The organism is Rhodoferax sp. XS2R6 (assembly GCF_056521365.1).
The window spans coordinates 305,861-324,371 of record NZ_JBWMAY010000002.1 but is presented as its reverse complement, the minus strand read 5'-3'; the positions used below and the strand labels follow the sequence as shown (position 1 = coordinate 324,371).

Genomic DNA, 18,511 nt, shown 5'->3' with positions numbered 1-18,511 from the left:
CGAATAGGGGATATTCAGGGCCTGACTGAATCGCCAGAATCGGGGTTGGCAGACTGCGGGGTTTGTCGCTATTTTTACCAACGTTAAACGACAAGAGTCTATGAGATCCATTGCCTATTTCTTCTGCGCGGCCTTGGTTGCACTCCCAACATTCCGTTGGCTTATCGGTTCCTTGTTGTCGCCGCTGAAGGTTCAAATTCCGTATGACACCTTTCTATCCCTTCTATCCTCGTTTGGGTCTTTGCTTCCGCCTATGCTGATCGGACTTTTGCCACGTCCGATAATTCTGGTTATCGGATACGCAACGATGTTTCTAGTCCTACGACGAACTTGGCTCTTCATTGTGAAAAAGGAGAGAACACCGGCTTCATTCGTTGGATTTCAGAAGGCGCTTGGCTACATCGGATTCTGGTCTTTCTCGCTTGCTGTTCTCGTCTTTCTCCTCAGCATGGCGCTGAAGGCAGGGTCCGGCGTTCCGGCGGGTTTGCTGATGATTCCCGCAATGTTTTGCGTACCTTGGGCTTTTTTCATCACAGAAGTCACTAGCTTCAAGCTGAAAGCCGCAAATCATGCAGGTGTTTAACTGATCGCTCAAGGCAGACGCCTTCGGCGCCACTTGATTTCGACGGAAACGACCGCTTCGGGGCGCGTCAAATGTCTGCAAGCAGTCTGTAGACTGCCTCGACTCTGGCGCGGAAGCGGACCTGTGCGTGCGGGGACTAAACAGCTGTAGTGTTCAGTAACCACACATCAATTATTCGATTAAGGATACGAATGGAGCACGGAGGAGACCAAAGGACCAAAGAGGACATCGCCAAGTATGGTTGCAGTGTTATGCACGTTTTCGACGCGGAGGGAGATCTTCCGCCCTTTGCATACTCCATCGGAATTCAGCAGGAAACAGGAGCACCCGAAGTTGTGGTTATAGGCCTTAAGCAACCAATGGCTCACTCTATCGTGAACGAATACAACAATCGGGTCCGTGGCGGCGAACGGTTCGAGGTTGGGGAATACTACGACGGCTTTCTTGGAGGCTTTGAGATATGTATCGGGGCGGTTCCACATTCGGTCTATGACGAATATTTTGGACAAGATATTGATTTCTATGGCGGTCGAAACTTCCAGGTCTTGCAAGTCATTTATCCAACGACCAAAGGAGTTTGGCCATGGACGGACGATGCACCAGAATCATTTCTCCAATGGCAGCCTGTGCTTGCGAAAGTTGGATAGGAAAGCTCCAACACTGAAGACCGCTATGGAGCGCCGCGAAAGTCTGCAGTCAGTCTTAAACCGCCTCTGCGCGCCTAACAAAACAAAGCACCGACCCGCCTCCCGCAAGTAGCCGCACAAGCAAAGCCAGTTAGACTGCCCCCAAAGGAAACATCACTATGGCAGGCGTATTCGGCAAAGATCCCAACATGAAGAAGAGCACGCACCACGAGCTGGAGCGGCTGAACCAGGAGCGCAAGCAAAAGCTGGCGGCGGCGGCGCTGAAGTTCACCAAAAAGAAACCTGTGGTGCCCAGCAGCGAGACACCGACCAAATAGGAAATGTTTGGACAAAAAAAGAAGGCCCCAATCAAGGGGCCTTCTTTTTGGGGGAACGCGTGCGGCTTAGTAGCTGCTGCGTCCACCGCGGTAGCCGTCAGAGGCGCCACGGGGTTCCATGGGGCGGGCCAGGTTCACCACGATGGAACGACCGTCCACCGATTGGCCGTTCAGGCCATTGATGGCGGCTTGGGCCATTTCGGGGGAGCCCATTTCCACAAAACCGAAGCCTTTGGAGCGGCCGGTGTCGCGGTCCATCATGACCTTGGCGGATGTCACGTCACCAAATTCGCCGAAATTGCTTTGCAGGCTTTCGTTGGTAACGGAATAGGGCAAGTTGCCCACGTAAATTTTGCTGCTCATGTCAGAGCCTTTCTAGAGAAGCGTGCGGGGCCACCAAGTGGCGCTGCAGCGCGGGGGAAGCGAAATGCCGGTGAAACACCGGGATGAATTGTATCTTTTGAATATAAAAATATTGTTTTTTATTATTTAAATTTATAAAACTGCCGCCGAGTGGGCCCATCGCCGTGACGAAGCCATCGGCACCGTCCTACGGCTTGCATACAAATTGCATACTCTGGGGACTCACCTAAGGAATTTCATGTCTTCTATCAACTTCATTGGCGGCGAAAAAGGCGGGGTCGGCAAATCGGTCGTGGCCCGCGTGCTGGCCCAGTATTTCATCGACAAGGGGCGCGCCTTCACCGGTTTTGACACGGACCGCTCGCACACCTCGTTCACCCGCTTTTATGCGGACTACGCAGCCCCGGTGGTGGTGGACACCTACGAGGGCCTGGACCTGATTGCCGGTGTGTTTGAAGAAGAACCGGTGGTGGGCCTGCCGCCCAATGTCATCGTGGACCTGGCAGCGCAGACTGCGGCGCCGCTGGCGCGCTGGGTGAAAGACTCGGACCTGGTCTCGCTGATGGCCAGCCTGGGCGTGACGGTGAACTTCTGGCACGTGGCCGATGCGGGCAAAGATTCGGTGGATCTGCTGGACCGGCTGGTCGCTACCTATGGCGCCGGACCCAACTACATCGTGGTGAAGAACCAGGGCCGTGGCACCGATTTCTCGCAGCTCGATGACTCCTCCGCCCTTAAAAAAGCGGTGGCCCTGGGCGGCCATGTGATCAGTCTGGCCCAGTTGCACGAGGCCAGCATGCGCAAGATTGACCGGCAGAACGCCAGCTTCTGGGCGGCGATTCACCGCAAGGACGGCGAGGACACGCTGGGCCTGCTGGAGCGCCAACGGGTAAAGACCTGGCTCAAAAACAGCTACGCCACCTTCGACACGCTGCCACTGGGCTAAAGCCGCATTCGCCCTGCCCCAGCCTCTACACCTGCCTCCCCCACCAAGGAAAACCACCATGTCGCTTCAACCCTTTCACCTGGCCATTCCTGTGTACGACCTGGCGCTGGCGCGCCAGTTTTATGGCGAGGTGTTTGGCTGTGCCGAGGGCCGCAGCAGCGCGCAGTGGGTGGACTTCAACTTCTTTGGCCACCAGTTGGTGATCCACCTGGCGCCCAAAAACGACTCGCAGACCCACGCCCACACCAACGAGGTGGACAGCCACCATGTGCCGGTACCGCACTTTGGCGTGGTGCTGGCCTGGGAGGCCTGGCATGCGCTGGCCGAACGACTGCAAAGCCGCAACACCGCGTTTGTGCTGGAGCCTGGCATCCGTTTTCAGGGCCAAGTGGGCGAACAGGCCACCATGTTTTTGCTGGACCCCTGTGGCAACGCACTGGAGTTCAAGGCCTTTAAGGACCTGGGCCAGCTATTTGCGCGTTAGGCGCCTCAGGTGCGGCGGCCAGTTCCCGCGGCCCGCGGCTCGTGCCTTTGCCGGCTTTTTTTGCGGCGTACAAACAGCCGTCGGCACGGGCAATCAGGGCATCCCAGCCCCCGGATTCTGTGGCGCTGCCCAGGCCAATGCCCACACTGGCGCCCACCTGCAGCTGCAGGTCGCCCACATGGAAAGGTGCCGCCGCAGCCTTGAGCACCTTGTCAGCCACGCGCTCGGCATTGGCCAGGGTCTTGATGCCCAGCACCACCACCAAAAATTCGTCGCCACCTAGGCGTGCCACGGCGTCAGAGGGGCGCACCAGCTGCAACAAACGCTGGGCAAAAAGTTGCAGCAACTGGTCTCCCACCGGGTGGCCGTATTGGTCGTTCACTTCCTTGAAGTAGTCCAGATCCACATACAGCACGGCGGTGGACGGCAACAGGCCCTCGCGCACATGGTGATCGGTGTAGCTGCGCAGGCCCGCACGGTTAAACACCCCGGTCAAGGGGTCTCGCTGGGTGAGTTTGAGCAACCGCACCGACTCGCGTTTGTGGTTGGTGATGTCCTGCCCCACCGCCACAAAGCCGTTGGCCACGCCCGCTTCGCTGCGCAGCGGGATGTGGGTCATCAGCAGGTTCTGGGACCGGTTGCTGCCCACAAACTCTTTCTCGTAGGTCACAGTCTCGCCGGCCAGGGCCTGGGCGGTCCAGTGCTGGGTGCGTGCGTACTCTTCGGCCCCCAAGGCCTCCCACAAATAGCGCCCGACCAGCACACCGCGTGGTGAGCCATGCCAGCGCTCGAAGGCACTGTTGACGAACTTGATGCGTTCGTCTGCCCCCACCACGGCCACCCCGGCCGGAATGGCCTCGGTCACCGAGCGCAGGGTGGCGGTCTGCTGCAGCAGCTCTTGCTGAATATCGACCAGCGCCGAGATGTCGCGCATGACCGCGGAGTAGTGCTCCACGCGGCCGTCCTTGTCGGTGTGGGCAATCACCATGTGGCTGACCGGAATGGTGCGTTTTCCCTCGCCATACACCGTGGTCACCCCGAGCCAGACGCCGTCGGCATGCACCACCGGCAATATGGTGGACTGGTAGAGCGCATTGGTCTGCGGGGTGTTGAAATCTTCAAAACTCAAATGCCCCACCGGCGCATCGGCCCCCAGCCCCGTGAAATGGCGCACGGCCGGGTTCATGTAGCTGATGCGCCCGGCCCGGTCGGTCTGCACCACCAGGTCGGTGGTCTTGTCAAAAATGGTGGTCAACACGCGCAGCGCTTTTTCGGCCACTACACGCTCCGTGATTTCTTGCACCGTGCCAAACAGGCGCACCGGTGCACCCTGCTCAAACTGCACCTCGCCCTGGGCCCGCACCCAGATTTGGCGGCCCTTGCCCGTGACCAGGGGCACCTCCAGGTCCCAGGCCTGGCCGGTCTGCATAGCCCGCTGGGCGGCGGCCTGCAGCTCCACCATGGCGTCGGCGGGGTAGAAGTCGTTCACGTTCTGCACCGTAGGCACAAAATCCGTCTCCACCTCGTGGATGCGCTTGGTCTGCTCGGACCAGGCCAGCGTCTGGCGCGCCATGTCCATCTCCCAGCCGCCAATGCGGGCCACTTGGCCGGTTTTTTCTAGAAACGATTCACTCGCCTGCAGCGCCCGCTCGGCCAGGCGCTGGGCGGTCACATCGCGGCCCACCGAGTTGAGCAAAGGGGTGCCCAGCGCGTCGTGCTGCACGGCATTGGTCCAGGACACCCATTTCTCCGACCCGTCTGCGGCCACCATGCGGTTCTCGCCCTGCCGGTTGCCGCCCTCGCGCAGCACCGTTTCAATCTGCGCACGCACGGCCGGTTGGTCGTGTACGGCCACAAAGTCATACAGGCTGCGCCCCACCATGTCGGCCGGCTGCATGCCAAAGTGTGCGGCGTACTGCGGGTTCACATACAACAACACCCCCTGTGCAGTGGCCAGAGAGACCATCTCTGTCTGGGTTTCCACCAGGGCGCGGTAGCTGGCCTCGCCCACCGGGGCAGCCCATTGCGCCTGCACCAGCCAAGCCAGGGTTTGCAGGGCCTGGGCTTGGGCCGGCAGCAGCGGCCGCACCACCCGGTCCATGGCCAGCAAACAGCCCACCACCAGGCCGTCCGCACGGCGCAAGGCCACGCCTGCGCAAAAGCGCACCCCTTCGGCAAGCAGCAGAGGGTCGCTGGCTAGACGCGTGTCTTGCAGGGCATCTTCCACATGAAACACCCCCGCCAGGCCCGCCTGTGCTGCCCACAGGGCCAGCCCGGCCCCGGCTTGGGGCGGTGCGGCAAACCCATGGTGGGCCAGCACCCGACATGGGGGTTGCCAGAGGTCATACACCAGGCTCAGGGGGGCGGCGCAGAGGTGCGCCACAAGCGGGGCAACGGCCGCGAGGGCCGCTTCGGGTACACGGTCCGGAAAAGCCGGACTGCGCAAGCTGGAAACCTCGGTTTCCGGTACTTGGGGCAACGGCGTCACGGTCCAACTCCTGTTCGTCATTCTTCAGGGCTACGCCTGTATGGTACGCCTGTGACGGGGACTCGGCCTCCGCACAAACCCGGCTGTACGGGCTTGCGCCGCTACAGCACCGGCCGCAATTTGCGCAGCCCGGTGTTCAGGGCACGCTGCGCCAGCGCGCCCGTTGGCGTGCGCTGAAAACATACGTAGAGATTTTTCACCTCCAGCACCTTGGGGTTCACTTGCAGCTGAGTCGCCACACGTGCCAGCTGCGGGTCGGTCTGCACCAGGTGCTGGTAGACCTGTTGGTCGACCACGGCCAGATCAATCCGGCCCGCCACCAGCTTCAAGATGTTGCTGCGGTCGTCGGGTGCCTCTTCTGACAGCAGCACCTTGCTGGCAATGCGCGCATCCAGCGCCTCGGTGTTCACAAAGCCGCGCACCACGCCGATGCGCTGGCCCTGCAAATCGTCATACGTCGTCCATTTCACGGGGCTGTCGCTGCGTTCCAGAAACACCACATGGCTGCGCCCCACAGGGTCGGAGTAGAGGTAACGCGCGGCGCGCTCCCGCGAGTAATAGGCCGGGAAGAAGCCCACATACGCGGGGCTGGAGTCGACCAGACGCACCGCCCGGGACCATGGGAAAAACTGCACCTCAACACTGTAGCCAGACACCTTCAGCGCATCGGCAATGGTGGCAGACACCAGGCCTTTGCCCGGCAACCCCGCACCGGTATACGGAGCCCATTCCAGGGTGCTGAGCTTGTAGTCAGCCGCCCACACGGGCAAGGCAACGCCACACCACAGGCCCAAGCCGAACCAGGCAGCCAAGACAGCGCGCCAAACGGGTTTCATAGGGTCTCCAACGGTTGTGATCCCAGCTCTCCGCGGCATGGTAGCGGGCTTTGCCCGACTTGGCTCGGCACGGGCCTTGCGTGCAAGTTCCAGGCCCCCGGCGCCCCCTGCGCTGGCATACTCAGGCCAGTGAATTCCTCTCTTGACCCCCTCGCCGTGAACAGCCCCGCCACCGACGCCGACGTGCTGTCCCGGGCCCGCCTGTGCATGGCCGCCGCCGGGCACTTTGACGAGCTGCGCGCTACCGTGCTGCCCAAAGCCGGCAACCAACCCTCCGCCCCTTCCGAAAATGCTATCAATTTTATAGCTGCTCGCGCACATTTCACGGGGGCTTGGGGCCAATTCTTTGCCAATATGGAGGCCCGCACCAGCGCCGAGCTGGATGCCCGGGCCGCCAGCCTGCAGCGCCAGATCCGCGACAACGGCGTCACCTACAACGTATACGCCGATGCCGAGGGCCCCCAGCGCCCCTGGTCGCTGGACCTGTTTCCGCTGATGGTGGACGCGCCGAGCTGGCAGCACATCGAAGCCGGTGTGCAGCAACGCATGCGCCTGCTGGAGGCCGTGATGGCCGATGTCTACGGCCCGCAAACCTACCTGGCCCAAGGCCTGTTGCCCCCCGCGCTGGTGCATGGCCACCCGGGCTACCTGCGCGCCATGGCCGGTGTGCGCCCTGTGGGTGGGCGCCATCTGCATGTCACCGCCTTTGACCTGGCCCGCGGGCCCGATGGCAACTGGTGGGTAGTGGGCCAGCGCTGCCAGGCGCCCAGCGGCCTGGGCTACCTGTTGGAGAACCGTTTGGCTGTGTCACGCCAGTTTCCGCAGGCCTTCCAGGCCCTCAAGGTGCAGCGCCTGGCGGGCACCTACCGCGCCCTGATGGACAGCCTGAAGGCCCACAGCCCGGCCGGGGCCGACGCCCACATTGCCCTGCTGACGCCCGGCCCCTACAACGAAACCTATTTCGAACACGCCTACCTCGCGCGTTACCTGGGCCTGAGCCTGGTGGAAGGCAGCGACCTGATCGTGCGCGACGAGCGTCTGTTCCTCAAAACGCTGCGCGGCCTGGTGCCGGTGCACGGTTTGCTCAAGCGCGTGGACGACCAGTACCTGGACCCGCTGGAGCTGCGCCCCGACTCCACGCTGGGCGTGCCCGGCCTGCTGCAGGCCATCCGCGCGGGCAATGTTTTGGTGGCCAATGCGCCAGGCTCGGCGTTTCTCGAATCCCCTGCGCTCTTGGGCTTTCTGCCCGCGCTGGCGCAGCATGCGCTGGGCGAAGACCTGAGTCTGCCCGCCCTGCCCAGCTGGTGGTGCGGCGAGCGCAGCGCCATGGAAGAAGCCCTGCCGCGCCTGCGCGAACACACCATCAAGCCCACCTACCCCGGCTCCAGCATCCACACCAGTTTCGAGTCGGTGCTGGGCCACACCCTGGGCCAAACGGCGCTGGACGCCTGGGCCGGCCGCATCATGCGCCAGAGTGAAGACCACACGGTTCAGGCCTACATGCCGCTCTCGCAAATACCCACCTGGCACAGTGCCAGTGCCGGGCAGCCCAGCGCCATGGTGGCGCGTTCGGCCCTGCTGCGGGTGTTTGCCGTGTCGGACGGGTTGGATGCCGCAGGCCGCCCGCACTGGCGTGTGTTGCCCGGGGGCCTGGCCCGCGTGGCCGGCACCAGCGCCGACATTGCCAGCATGCAGCGCGGCGGCAGCAGTGCCGATGTGTGGGCCCTGACCGAGGGTGAGGTGGACACCACCACCCTGCTGCCCAGCGCCCTTACCCCCGCCGTGCTGGCCCAGCGCAAGCGCCTGGTCACCAGCCGTGCCGCCGAAAACCTATATTGGCTGGGCCGCTACACCGAACGTTCTGAGAACTCGGTGCGCCTGGCCGCGCTGACGCTGGATTGCTTGGGCGGCGAAGAACAAAGCTCGGTGCCGCTGCTGCAGTGGCTGAGCCAAATGGCCGTGGCCAACACCTTGGTGCTGCCGGGCACCCCGTCCGCCGTGCAGGCGCGCCGGGTATTTGAGCGCACGCTGATCGCCAGCCTGGCCTCGGCCGAGGGAGCCACCAGCGTGGGCTTTAATGTGCGCGCGCTCAAAATGACCGCGGCCACGGTGCGCGAGCGCCTCTCGCAAGAGCACTGGCACACCATCGTGCGGGCCGAAGAAACCCTGTTCCACCAAAGCGCCCGCCTTGCGGCCCAGGGCGACTACGCCCCCGCCCAGGCCCTGCGCGTGCTGGGTGACCTGAGCGACCAGTTGGCCGCCATCACCGGTGCGCAGACGGACCGCATGACGCGCGACGACGGTTGGCGCCTGCTCAGCATTGGCCGCCATGTGGAGCGCCTGCACTTTCTGGCCAGCGCGCTGGCGCGCAGTTTTGAGACCGGCGCGGTAGACACCGATGGCGGCTTTGAAGCCCTGCTGACGCTGTTCGACAGCACCATCACCTTCCACGCCCAGTACCAGCAAAGCCGCGACATTGCCGCACTGACCGACCTGCTGGTGCTGGACCGCGACAACCCACGCTCGCTGGGCTGGGTGGCGCACACGCTGCGTGGGCGCCTGGCCAAGCTGGCACAAAGCCCGGCGGGTGAAATGAGCACCATGTCGCTGCAGGTGCCCAACCCTGACACCTGGGACCTGGCCCACCTGTGCGACACCCCGGAGGGCGAGCCCAGTGCACCGGCCCTGCGCAACCTGCTGGACGCTTTGAGCGACTGTGCGTTCACGGTGTCCGAGGACATCAGCACCACCTACTTCACCCACTCGGGCCACACCAAACACAGTGTGGGCACCTGATGCTGCTGCAAGTTACCCACCACACGCGCTACGACTACCAGCCCGCGGTCGAGACGGCGCAGCACGTGGCCTACCTGCAGCCGCTGCAGCACGCCGGGCAAAACCTGCTGAGCCACGCCCTCACCATCAGCCCGCAACCCGCGCAGCAGCGCAACACGCTGGACGTGTATGGCAACACGCGCTGTTTTTTCTCGCTGCAGGTGCCGCACCCGGTGCTGGAGGTGCAGGCCATGAGCATCGTGTCCACCAGCGCCCATGCCCGGCCCGAGAGTGCGCAACCTTGGGAGCAACTGCGCGACCGCTTGCGCTACCAGGCCCACACGCCCTTCGAGGCGGCGTCAGAGTTTGTGTTTGCCTCGCCCTTTGTGCCGCGCCGCCAGGAGTTTGCCGGCTACGCGCGGCCCAGCTTTGTGGCCGGCGCCAGTGTGCTGGCCGTGGCGGTGGACCTGATGGAGCGCATCCACACCGACTTCACTTACGAGAGCGAAAGCACCCAGATCAACACCCCCGCCCTGCAGGCGCTGGAGCAACGCAAAGGCGTATGCCAAGACTTTGCCCACATCATGCTGGCCGGGCTGCGCAGCATGGGCCTGCCTGCGCGTTACGTCAGCGGTTACCTGCTGACCCAGCCCGCGCCGGGTGAGGTCAAGCTGGTGGGTAGCGACGCTTCACACGCCTGGGTCAGCGTCTATGTGGGCGACCTGCCCGAGGGCCAGCGCTGGGTCGACCTGGACCCGACCAACAACCGTTGGGGCTGGTTTGCCCCCGGTGTGGACTATGTGACCGTGGCCACCGGGCGTGACTTTGGCGATGTGTCGCCGCTGCGCGGCGTGATCCACGGCGGTGCCAGCCACACGCTGACCGTGGGGGTGACGGTGGAAGATATCCGCGGCGACAATAACGGCTCCGCGCCCATAGCCGAGGCCTCCCAAACCCAAACCCAAGGACAAAGCCAGTCCCAGGGCGGTGGCCAGAGTCAGACCCAAGGCGCTATCAATTAAATAGCTGCTGGCGCAGCATCCATAAGCGCCAGAGGCATTTTTTATCCAAAGGAACTTGTATGAGCATTTACGACAAACTCGCCGCCCTCCAGATCACCCTGCCCCCCGTGGCCGTGCCCGCTGCGGCCTATGTGCCCTTTGTGCAAACCGGCAACCTGGTTTTCATCAGCGGCCACATTGCCAAAAAAGATGGCAAGCCTTGGGTGGGCCAACTCGGCAAAAACACCACGACGGAAGAAGGCAAGGCCGCCGCACGCGCCATCGCCATCGACCTGATGGGCACGCTGCACGCCGCCGTGGGCGACCTGAACCGCGTCACACGTATCGTCAAGGTCATGTCCCTGGTCAACTCCACCGGCGACTTCACCGAGCAGCACCTAGTGACCAATGGCTGCAGCGAACTGCTGGGCGAAGTGTTTGGCCCGCAAGTGGGCGCGCACGCGCGCAGTGCCTTTGGTGTGGCACAAATCCCCATGGGTGCGTGTGTGGAAATTGAGCTGATCGCCGAAGTGGCCTGAGCTCACCACCCCGCGTTCCCATGAAAAAAGCGCTGCCGAGGCAGCGCTTTTTTGTGGGCGAATGGCTCTGCCTAGTTCAGCAACAAGGGCGCGCCCGAAGAGCCTGTGTGCGCCAGCTGCGGCGCCACCTTGAACACCGCCACCGCCTGCGCCAACTGGGCCGCCTGGTCACGCAGGCTCTCGGCCGCCGCCGCACTTTCTTCCACCAGCGCGGCGTTTTGTTGGGTCATCTGGTCCAGGTTGCCGACCGACTGGTTCACCTCGGCAATGCCGGCGCTCTGCTCGCTGGAGGCGGCGGTGATCTCACCAATCACGTCCACCACGCGGCGCACGCTTTGCACAATCTCCTGCATGGTGGCACCGGCGGCCGTTACCAGCTTGGTGCCCGACTCGACCTTGTCCACCGAGGTGCCGATCAGGCCCTTGATCTCTTTGGCCGCCTCGGCGCTGCGGCCGGCCAGGCTGCGCACTTCAGACGCCACCACCGCAAAGCCCCGGCCCTGCTCGCCGGCGCGTGCCGCTTCCACGGCCGCGTTCAGCGCCAGGATGTTGGTCTGGAACGCAATGCCGTCGATCACGCTGATGATGTCGGCAATTTTTTTGCTGCTGGCGTCGATCTGCTGCATGGTGCTGACCACCTGCGACACCACCTCGCCGCCGCGCTGGGCCACGTTGGAGGCATTGGCGGCCAGTGTGGCGGCCTGGTGGGCGTTGTCCGAACTCATGCGCACGGCGTGGGTCAGGCTGTCCATGCTGGACGCGGTGGAGGCCAGGTTGCTCGACGTTTGTTCCGTGCGCTGGGCCAGGTCGTTGTTGCCAGAGGCAATCTCGGAGCTGGCGGTAGCAATGCTGTCGGTGCTGTGGCGCACCTGGGACACCATGAGGCCGAGCGAGCGGTTCATGGCGGCCAGCGACCGCATCAGGTCGCCAAACTCGTCGGCCCGGGTTTCGTCCACATGGCCGCTGAGGTCACCCTCGGCAATACGGGCCGCCAGGTCATTGGCCTGCAGCAGGGGTTGTTTGATGGAGCGGATCAAGAAAGCCGCGCCCACCAAGATGCCCCCGATTAGCACCACCAGGCCCCCTGCCGACATCAAAATTAGCTTGCGGCCCTCGGCCTCGAAAGTCTCGCGCAAGGCCTCGTTGGCGGCGTCCTGCATCAGCACAAACTGCTGGTGCGCGTCCTGCAGGGCCTTGACTGCCGGGCGGTACTGGGTCTCCACAAAGGCGGGCATTTCGCCGGGTTTGACGACCTTGAGCAGCGCGGTCTGGCTGGTCAGGTCCTGCAGTTTTTTGCGCAGCTCGGTGATTTTGGCGAGCTGGGCTTTGTCGGCCTCGGTCGGGTCCGCGGCCTCAATGGCTTTTTGCAGCTCTTCAATCTTGGTGTTGCTCTGGGCAATTTCATCCTTGAAGGCATTGGCCACGCCCGGGTCCACCGAAACCACCACCGCATAGGCACGGGTGGTGTTCACGTCGACCAGCGCCGCCCACTGGTTGGCCGTCTTGATTTGCGCCAGCATGGCCGCATTCACCGCACCGTAGGCCTCGCGGGACTTGCGGGACTGCAGGGCAGTAAACGCAATGATGATGGCCAACAGCACCACCATCAGGCCCATCGCAGCCCACAGCTTAGTGGCCAGACGCAGTCGGTCAAAACGCATTCCAATCTCCTTTAATTATTCTGTAATTTAACCATGCGGGAGCGTTGAAAAATGGGGGGAATTGACCGGATTTACCCTGCCATGCGCCAAACCCCTTGGTCTTGCACCGCCGCTAAATCAAGGGGGCTTACTTGGTCCGGCAGCAATTCAGCCAGCGGCAGCAGCACAAAAGCGCGCTCGCGCATGCGCGGGTGCGGCACGATCAGGGTGGCACTGTGGATGGTGGCGCTGCCATACAGCAGCACATCCAGGTCCAGCGTGCGCGGGGCGTTGCGGTAGGGGCGTTCGCGCCCGGCGTCTAGCTCGATTTGCTGCAGAGCTTGCAGCAAGGCGGGGGCGCTGAGGGTGGTGGAGAGTTCTGCCACCGCGTTGACATAGTCGGGGCCGCTGGAGTCAATGGGGGCGCTGCCGTAGAAGACGGAGTGGCGCAGCAGCGTGCACTGGGGCACGGTGGCCAGCGCCGCCAGCGCCGCCTGCAGTGCAGCCACCGGTTCCCCGAGGTTGGCCCCCAGGCCGATGTAGGCCAGCACCGGCGCACGCATGGTGAAACGTCGGCTTATTCGGCGCTGCCGCCGGATGCGCCACCCTCGGCTCTGCCCGCGCCAGAGCGGCGGCGACGGCGGCGTTTGCGTGGGGCATCGTGGCCATCGGCGGGAAAGTCTGCTTCGGGGCTGTTGTCCACTGCATCCGCGGCGGCCGGGCCGGCAGGCGCCGATTTGGCCGGTGCGCGGTGCACACGCGGCGCTTGTTTGCGCTGCTGCTGTTGTTCGGTGCGCACCTGGTCCACCATGTCCTGGCGCACATCGTCGCTGGCCATGCTGAACTCTTGCCACCAGTCGGCCAAGACCTCGTCAATTTCACCTGCGTCAGCACGCAAGCGCATGAAGTCAAAGGCGGCGCGGAAACGCGGCTGGTCCACCATGCCAAAGGGCGTGCTGCCCACACGTTTCTCGAAGCGGGGCTGCATGAGCCAGATTTCGCGCATGTCGCCGGCCAGCTTGCCGCGGCCGGACACATCACCAATACGCGCATTGAACACATCCTCGATCGCGTCCTGCAGTGCTGGGTGGCCATGCTGGCCGTTTTTCATGCGCTGGTCCCAGCCATCGCGCACATCGGCCCACAACACACAGGCCAGCAGGAAGCTGGGCGCCACGGGTTTGCCTTCGCCCACGCGACGGTCGGTGTCCTTGAGGGCTGCGGCCACAAAGGGCTGCTCAGCACGCTCCACCACCACATCCAGCAGCGGGTAAATGCCACGAGACATACCCAAAAACTTGAGTTGCTCCACCGAGGCCAGGGCGTGGCCGGTCTGCAGCAGCTTGAGCATTTCGTCAAACAAACGGCTTTGGGGTACGTCGTTCAGCAGGCTCTGGCTCTTGATCAGCGGGCCGGCGGTTTTGGCTTCCAGCTTGAAGCCCAGCGGGCTCAACTTGGCAGAGAAACGGATGGCGCGGATGATGCGCACCGGGTCTTCGCGGTAACGCGTGGCGGCGTCGCCAATCATGCGCAGCGTGCGGCTCTTGGCGTCTTTCAGGCCATTGTGGTAATCGACCACGATTTGTGTCTCGGGGTCGTAGTACATCGCGTTGATGGTGAAGTCGCGGCGCACCGCGTCTTCTTCCTGCGGGCCCCAAACGTTGTCGCGCAGCACCCGGCCGGTGCTGTCCACGGCGTGTTTCATGCCGGCCAGCTCGTTCTTGCTGGTGCGCTCGTTGCCCGCCACCTGCTCGGCGGCGGCGTTGTCCAGGTAGGCGCGGAAGGTGGAGACTTCAATCACCTCATGCTCGCGCCCGCGGCCATACACCACGTGCACGATGCGAAAGCGCCGGCCAATGATGAAGGCGCGGCGAAACAGGCCCTTGACCTGTTCGGGGGTGGCGTTGGTGGCCACGTCAAAGTCCTTGGGGCGCAGGCCAACCAGCAGGTCGCGCACCGCGCCGCCCACCACATAGGCTTCAAAACCGGCTTGCTGCAGGGTGCGCACGACGTTGATGGCGCGTTCGTCCACCAGGTTGGGATCGATACCGTGGACAGAGACAGGCACTTCCACGCGTTTGCCGAACTGGGGCTTTTTACTGGCGGCAGACGGGCTCTTGCCCAGCAATTTGTCGATGAATTTCTTGATCAAGAGAAGGTTCCAAGCGGTCAGGGCCGCGGGTCAGGGAAAGAGGTCAAGTATGCGCCATCCGCGCTCTTGGGCCAGGGCGCGCAGGCGCGCGTCGGGGTTGGTAGCCACCGCCACATTGGCTTTTTCCATCAGCGGCACGTCGTTGATGGAGTCGGAATAGAAGGTGGTGTACACCGTATCCCAGCCCAGACCGCGCTCGCTGAGCCACTGGTCCACGCGGGTCACCTTGCCTTCACGGAAAGACGGCACGCCGGCAATCTCACCGGTGTACCAGCCGGTGCCGCCGGGCGCATCGTCTGTCACCAGGTCCACGGCAATCAGGTCTTCCACGCCAAATGCCGTCGCAATCGGGCGGGTCACAAAAGCGTTGGTGGCGGTCACGATGATCACCGTGTCGCCCGCGGCCTGGTGGTCCTGCACCAGCTTCAGGGCCTGGGGTTGGATGGCTTTTTGGATTACGGCCCGCATGAAATCTGCGTGAGCAGCTATCGATTTCGCAGCACCCTGCTTCACCACGGCCGCGGTGGCAAAGCGGCAGTAGGCATGGATGTCCAGCGTGCCAGCCTTGTAGTGTTCATAGAACGCGTGGTTTTGCGCCTGGAAGCTGGCAGCGTCCGTCCACCCCAGGGCGGTGGTGAATTCGCCCCAGGCGAAGTCCGAATCCAGCGGAATCAGCGTGTGGTCCAGATCGAAAAGGGCAATCTTTTTGAGTGTCATTGGTTGTCCAGCATGGCTTTGATCATCGGAATGGTGATGGCGCGCTGGGTTTGCAGCGCGTAGCCGTCCATCAGTTCCAGCAGTTCCATCAGGCTGCCCAGGTCGCGGCTGAAGCGGTTGAGCATAAAGTCCATCACCTCGTCGCTCAGGAACACGCCGCGCGCATCGGCCGCCTGGCGCAACACAGCGCGGCGCTCGGGCTCGCTCAGGGCATGCAGGCCAAACACATGGCCCCAGCCCAGGCGGGTACGCAGGTCGTCGCGCAGTTTCAGCTCCACCGGCGCCAGTTCCCCGGCCGCCAGCACCGGGCGCTGGTGCGTCTGCGCGTTCACAAACCAATTGAAGGCCATATGCTGCTGCTCGGCGGTGTACAGGTGCACATCGTCCATCAGCACCGCAGCCCAGCCCTCGTCAAACTCGGCCGGCTCCAGCACGGCAGCGTCCAACCAGCCCACGCGGGCGCCCTGCTCGCGCAGCGCCTCACGCGCAGCCTTGAGCAGATGGCTTTTGCCACTGCCTTCGGGGCCCCAGAAGTAGGTGGGCACGGGCGAGCGGGCTTGGGCGCTGCTTTTGGCGCCAATCCAGAGTTCCAGGTGCTTGAGTGCCGCCTCATTGGGCCCGGCGAAGAAGTTGGCCACTGTCGGCCCGGCGGACAAACCGATGTCCAGCGCGATCTGTTGCATCACTGAAGTCTTACCCCAAATACAGGCGACTGGCCAGGTAGCTGGTGCGCACACGGCGCACGGCCACCAGCAGCACGGCACTGGCCGGCAGGGCAATCAGCACACCCACAAAACCGAACAGCTGGCCAAAGGCCAGCAAGGCAAAAATGACGGCCAGCGGGTGCAGGCCAATGCGCTCGCCTACCAGGCGCGGCGTCAAATACAGACTTTCTACCAGTTGGCCCAGGCCGTAGACCACGGCCACCATGACCAGCGGGTAAACCAAACCGCCACTGGAAAATTCCAGCAGGCCCGCAAAGGTGGCCAGCACCAGCCCCACGCCAAAGCCCAGGTACGGCACCGAAATCGCCAAGCCCGTGAAGATGCCAATCGGCAAGGCCAGGTCCAGCCCAAACAGGGCCAGACCCACGCTGTACGCCACGGCCAGAATCACCATCACCAACAGTTGGCCGCGCAGGTACTGGCCCAGCACGTCGTCCGCCTCGGCCAGAAAACTGTCCACACTCTCGCGCAGCCGTGGGGGCACCAGGTCGCGCACCTGGCCCACAAAACGGTCCCAGTCCATCAACAAATAAAACAGCGCCACGGGAATCAGGATGGCGTTACCAATGATGGCAAAGGCCACGCTGCCACCCAGCTTGACCGAGGCCAGCACCGAACCCAACGCGTCTTCCACATTGGCGTTGAGATACTTCATGACAAAATTCTTGATGGTGCCCACATCCAGCGACACGCGGATGCCCCACTGAGCCAGCCAGGGTTTGACCGTGGTGTTCAGGCTGTCCAGCAGCACCGGAAACTGCTCTCGCATCAGCGGCAACTCTTTGGCAAAGATGGGAACAATGAGCAACAGCACGCTGAGCAACACCACCACAAACAGCAGCTCCACCACCACCACGGCAGCCAGGCGCGGAACCCGGCCCCGCCCCACATCGTCCAGCCAGTCCACCACTGGGGTCAGCGCATAGGCCAACACTGCCGCCACCACAAATGGGGCCAGCACCGGGGCCAGCAGCCACAGCGCGAGCACCACCAGGCCCGCAATCAGCAGCCAGGCAGTGAATCTTTTTTGGGCGGGGGTGAATTGCATAGACGGAGGTAACCCTTAAAACGCAGTTTTAGCGAAGACTGACGATTGCCCGGGAGGGGGGTTGTCCAGTCGAAGCTAAAATCTGGGCAAATTCTATCGGGGTCTGCCTCTGTTCTGCCCCAAAGCCACTTCCCATGACCCAATCTGCCTCCCCCACTCCCCTTTCCTACAAAGACTCCGGTGTCGATATCGTTGCTGGCGACGCGCTGGTTGAGCGCATCAAGCCCCTGGCCAAGAAGACCATGCGAGAGGGCGTACTGGCCGGTATTGGCGGTTTTGGTGCCCTGTTTGAAGTGCCCAAGCGCTACAAGGAACCCGTGCTGGTGAGCGGCACCGACGGCGTGGGCACCAAGCTCAAGCTGGCGTTTGAGTGGAATATGCACGACACCGTGGGCATCGACCTGGTGGCCATGAGCGTGAACGACGTGCTGGTGCAGGGCGCCGAGCCCCTGTTTTTCCTGGACTACTTTGCCTGTGGCAAGCTGGACATTGACACCGCCGCTGCCGTGGTCGGCGGCATCGCCAAGGGTTGCGAGCTCTCCGGCTGCGCGCTGATTGGCGGCGAAACCGCCGAAATGCCCGGCATGTACCCCGCGGGCGAATACGACCTGGCCGGCTTTGCGGTTGGCGCCGTCGAAAAATCCAAAATCCTCACTGGTGCCGATGTGAAACCCGGCGACGTGGTGCTGGGCCTGGCCTCCAGCGGTGTGCATTCCAACGGTTTCAGCCTGGTGCGCAAGTGTATTGAGCGTTCGGAAGCCGCCGGTACGGTACCCGCCACGCTGGACGGCAAGCCGTTCAAGCAGGCCCTGATGGAGCCCACCCGCCTGTACGTGCTCAACGTGCTGGCCGCGCTGGCAAAACACCCGATCAAGGCGCTGGCCCACATCACCGGCGGTGGCCTGCTGGAGAACGTCCCCCGCGTGCTGCCCGAAGGCACCGCCGCCCACTTGGTGAAGGGCAGCTGGCCCCAAACCGAGCTGTTTGCCTGGCTGCAGGCCACAGCGGGCATTGACGACATCGAGATGAATCGCACCTTCAACAACGGCATTGGCATGGTGGTGGTGGTGGACGCCGCCAACGCCGAAGCCACGGCCGCCACGTTGCGCGCCAGCGGCGAAGCGGTGTACACCATCGGTGTCATCGCCCCCCAAGGCAGCGGCGCACAAGTCGTCGTCGCCTGACCGGCAAACCGGGGCGTGTTGCCCCGGCGCCACCCCGTGCTAGTAAATTTGTAGCTGCTCGCGCAA

The 18,511-nt window shown here is 63.3% G+C and carries 18 protein-coding genes; 9 read left to right on the top strand and 9 right to left on the bottom strand.

Annotated features, from left to right (window positions below):
* The first annotated feature begins 100 nt into the window (after positions 1-100).
* From AC097A_RS08070 to AC097A_RS08060, 3 genes are all read left to right on the top strand, one after another.
* Positions 101-583 carry a hypothetical protein gene (locus AC097A_RS08070; RefSeq protein ID WP_315847983.1) on the top strand — a complete coding sequence of 161 codons (483 nt, stop codon included), beginning with the start codon at positions 101-103 and terminating at the stop codon, positions 581-583.
* A gap of 191 nt (positions 584-774) precedes the next feature.
* Positions 775-1,230 carry a DUF4262 domain-containing protein gene (locus tag AC097A_RS08065; RefSeq protein ID WP_479620441.1) on the top strand — a complete coding sequence of 152 codons (456 nt, stop codon included), beginning with the start codon at positions 775-777 and terminating at the stop codon, positions 1,228-1,230.
* A gap of 158 nt (positions 1,231-1,388) precedes the next feature.
* Complete coding sequence (locus AC097A_RS08060) at positions 1,389-1,547, top strand: hypothetical protein (RefSeq protein WP_161499911.1); 159 nt, start codon at positions 1,389-1,391, stop codon at positions 1,545-1,547.
* Between the two features lie 66 nt (positions 1,548-1,613).
* Here the strand turns inward: AC097A_RS08060 and AC097A_RS08055 are convergent, their stop codons facing one another.
* Positions 1,614-1,910, bottom strand: coding sequence for an RNA recognition motif domain-containing protein (locus tag AC097A_RS08055; RefSeq protein WP_105261049.1), 297 nt, complete (start codon positions 1,908-1,910; stop codon positions 1,614-1,616).
* 238 nt (positions 1,911-2,148) lie between these two features.
* Between AC097A_RS08055 and AC097A_RS08050 the strand changes: the two genes are divergently transcribed.
* Both AC097A_RS08050 and AC097A_RS08045 read left to right on the top strand, forming a co-directional pair.
* A complete protein-coding gene (locus AC097A_RS08050; RefSeq protein ID WP_479620440.1) occupies positions 2,149-2,856 on the top strand; it encodes a P-loop NTPase family protein in 708 nt (235 codons plus the stop codon).
* A gap of 58 nt (positions 2,857-2,914) precedes the next feature.
* On the top strand, positions 2,915-3,340 hold the full coding sequence (locus tag AC097A_RS08045) for a VOC family protein (RefSeq protein WP_105261047.1): 426 nt from the start codon (positions 2,915-2,917) through the stop codon (positions 3,338-3,340).
* Here the strand turns inward: AC097A_RS08045 and AC097A_RS08040 are convergent.
* Together AC097A_RS08040 and AC097A_RS08035 are read right to left on the bottom strand one after the other, a co-directional pair.
* The gene (locus tag AC097A_RS08040) at positions 3,309-5,828 is read right to left on the bottom strand and encodes a sensor domain-containing protein (protein ID WP_479620439.1); all 2,520 of its coding nucleotides are present in this window, start codon (positions 5,826-5,828) and stop codon (positions 3,309-3,311) included. The two genes, AC097A_RS08045 and AC097A_RS08040, sit on opposite strands and share 32 nt — an antisense overlap.
* A gap of 101 nt (positions 5,829-5,929) precedes the next feature.
* A complete protein-coding gene (locus tag AC097A_RS08035; RefSeq protein ID WP_479620438.1) occupies positions 5,930-6,664 on the bottom strand; it encodes a substrate-binding periplasmic protein in 735 nt (244 codons plus the stop codon).
* A 129-nt stretch (positions 6,665-6,793) separates the two neighbouring features.
* Between AC097A_RS08035 and AC097A_RS08030 the strand changes: the two genes are divergently transcribed.
* From AC097A_RS08030 to AC097A_RS08020, 3 genes are read left to right on the top strand one after another with little or no spacing between them, the layout of a single operon-like run.
* A complete protein-coding gene (locus AC097A_RS08030; protein ID WP_479620437.1) occupies positions 6,794-9,460 on the top strand; it encodes a circularly permuted type 2 ATP-grasp protein in 2,667 nt (888 codons plus the stop codon).
* On the top strand, positions 9,460-10,461 hold the full coding sequence (locus tag AC097A_RS08025) for a transglutaminase family protein (protein WP_479620436.1): 1,002 nt from the start codon (positions 9,460-9,462) through the stop codon (positions 10,459-10,461). Before AC097A_RS08030 ends, AC097A_RS08025 begins: the two co-directional genes overlap by 1 nt.
* A 59-nt stretch (positions 10,462-10,520) precedes the next feature.
* Positions 10,521-10,979 carry a RidA family protein gene (locus AC097A_RS08020; protein WP_105261043.1) on the top strand — a complete coding sequence of 153 codons (459 nt, stop codon included), beginning with the start codon at positions 10,521-10,523 and terminating at the stop codon, positions 10,977-10,979.
* A 71-nt stretch (positions 10,980-11,050) separates the two neighbouring features.
* On the opposite strand, the gene AC097A_RS08015 is transcribed toward AC097A_RS08020, so the two are convergent.
* The 6 genes from AC097A_RS08015 to AC097A_RS07990 all read right to left on the bottom strand — a co-directional run bounded on the left by AC097A_RS08015 (position 11,051) and on the right by AC097A_RS07990 (position 17,261).
* A complete protein-coding gene (locus AC097A_RS08015) occupies positions 11,051-12,640 on the bottom strand; it encodes a methyl-accepting chemotaxis protein (protein WP_315494714.1) in 1,590 nt (529 codons plus the stop codon).
* 71 nt (positions 12,641-12,711) lie between these two features.
* Positions 12,712-13,182 carry a 2-amino-4-hydroxy-6-hydroxymethyldihydropteridine diphosphokinase gene (folK, locus tag AC097A_RS08010; protein ID WP_479620435.1) on the bottom strand — a complete coding sequence of 157 codons (471 nt, stop codon included), beginning with the start codon at positions 13,180-13,182 and terminating at the stop codon, positions 12,712-12,714.
* Between the two features lie 14 nt (positions 13,183-13,196).
* A complete protein-coding gene (gene pcnB, locus AC097A_RS08005) occupies positions 13,197-14,771 on the bottom strand; it encodes a polynucleotide adenylyltransferase PcnB (protein ID WP_315849015.1) in 1,575 nt (524 codons plus the stop codon).
* 30 nt (positions 14,772-14,801) lie between these two features.
* Positions 14,802-15,488 (bottom strand): HAD family hydrolase, encoded by a 687-nt coding sequence (locus AC097A_RS08000; protein WP_479620434.1) that lies wholly within the window; start codon positions 15,486-15,488, stop codon positions 14,802-14,804.
* Positions 15,485-16,171 (bottom strand): DnaA regulatory inactivator Hda, encoded by a 687-nt coding sequence (gene hda, locus AC097A_RS07995; protein WP_105261038.1) that lies wholly within the window; start codon positions 16,169-16,171, stop codon positions 15,485-15,487. Before hda ends, AC097A_RS08000 begins: the two co-directional genes overlap by 4 nt.
* Positions 16,172-16,181: 10 nt before the next feature.
* On the bottom strand, positions 16,182-17,261 hold the full coding sequence (locus AC097A_RS07990; protein ID WP_479620433.1) for an AI-2E family transporter: 1,080 nt from the start codon (positions 17,259-17,261) through the stop codon (positions 16,182-16,184).
* Between the two features lie 134 nt (positions 17,262-17,395).
* Between AC097A_RS07990 and purM the strand changes: the two genes are divergently transcribed.
* Positions 17,396-18,445: a phosphoribosylformylglycinamidine cyclo-ligase gene (purM, locus tag AC097A_RS07985; RefSeq protein ID WP_479620432.1), complete on the top strand. Its 1,050-nt coding sequence runs from the start codon at positions 17,396-17,398 to the stop codon at positions 18,443-18,445.
* The last annotated feature ends 66 nt before the right edge of the window (positions 18,446-18,511 follow it).

Bases quoted from the DNA above. Each gene is read 5' to 3' on its own strand.
- AC097A_RS08045 (WP_105261047.1), top strand. From the start codon at position 2,915: ATGTCGCTTCAACCCTTTCACCTGGCCATTCCTGTGTACGACCTGGCG.
- AC097A_RS08025 (WP_479620436.1), top strand. From the start codon at position 9,460: ATGCTGCTGCAAGTTACCCACCACACGCGCTACGACTACCAGCCCGCG.
- AC097A_RS08050 (WP_479620440.1), top strand. From the start codon at position 2,149: ATGTCTTCTATCAACTTCATTGGCGGCGAAAAAGGCGGGGTCGGCAAA.
- AC097A_RS08070 (WP_315847983.1), top strand. From the start codon at position 101: ATGAGATCCATTGCCTATTTCTTCTGCGCGGCCTTGGTTGCACTCCCA.
- purM (WP_479620432.1), top strand. From the start codon at position 17,396: ATGACCCAATCTGCCTCCCCCACTCCCCTTTCCTACAAAGACTCCGGT.
- folK (WP_479620435.1), bottom strand. From the start codon at position 13,182: ATGCGTGCGCCGGTGCTGGCCTACATCGGCCTGGGGGCCAACCTCGGG.
- AC097A_RS08015 (WP_315494714.1), bottom strand. From the start codon at position 12,640: ATGCGTTTTGACCGACTGCGTCTGGCCACTAAGCTGTGGGCTGCGATG.
- AC097A_RS07990 (WP_479620433.1), bottom strand. From the start codon at position 17,261: ATGCAATTCACCCCCGCCCAAAAAAGATTCACTGCCTGGCTGCTGATT.
- AC097A_RS08000 (WP_479620434.1), bottom strand. From the start codon at position 15,488: ATGACACTCAAAAAGATTGCCCTTTTCGATCTGGACCACACGCTGATT.
- hda (WP_105261038.1), bottom strand. From the start codon at position 16,171: ATGCAACAGATCGCGCTGGACATCGGTTTGTCCGCCGGGCCGACAGTG.
- AC097A_RS08055 (WP_105261049.1), bottom strand. From the start codon at position 1,910: ATGAGCAGCAAAATTTACGTGGGCAACTTGCCCTATTCCGTTACCAAC.
- AC097A_RS08065 (WP_479620441.1), top strand. From the start codon at position 775: ATGGAGCACGGAGGAGACCAAAGGACCAAAGAGGACATCGCCAAGTAT.
- AC097A_RS08035 (WP_479620438.1), bottom strand. From the start codon at position 6,664: ATGAAACCCGTTTGGCGCGCTGTCTTGGCTGCCTGGTTCGGCTTGGGC.
- AC097A_RS08020 (WP_105261043.1), top strand. From the start codon at position 10,521: ATGAGCATTTACGACAAACTCGCCGCCCTCCAGATCACCCTGCCCCCC.
- AC097A_RS08060 (WP_161499911.1), top strand. From the start codon at position 1,389: ATGGCAGGCGTATTCGGCAAAGATCCCAACATGAAGAAGAGCACGCAC.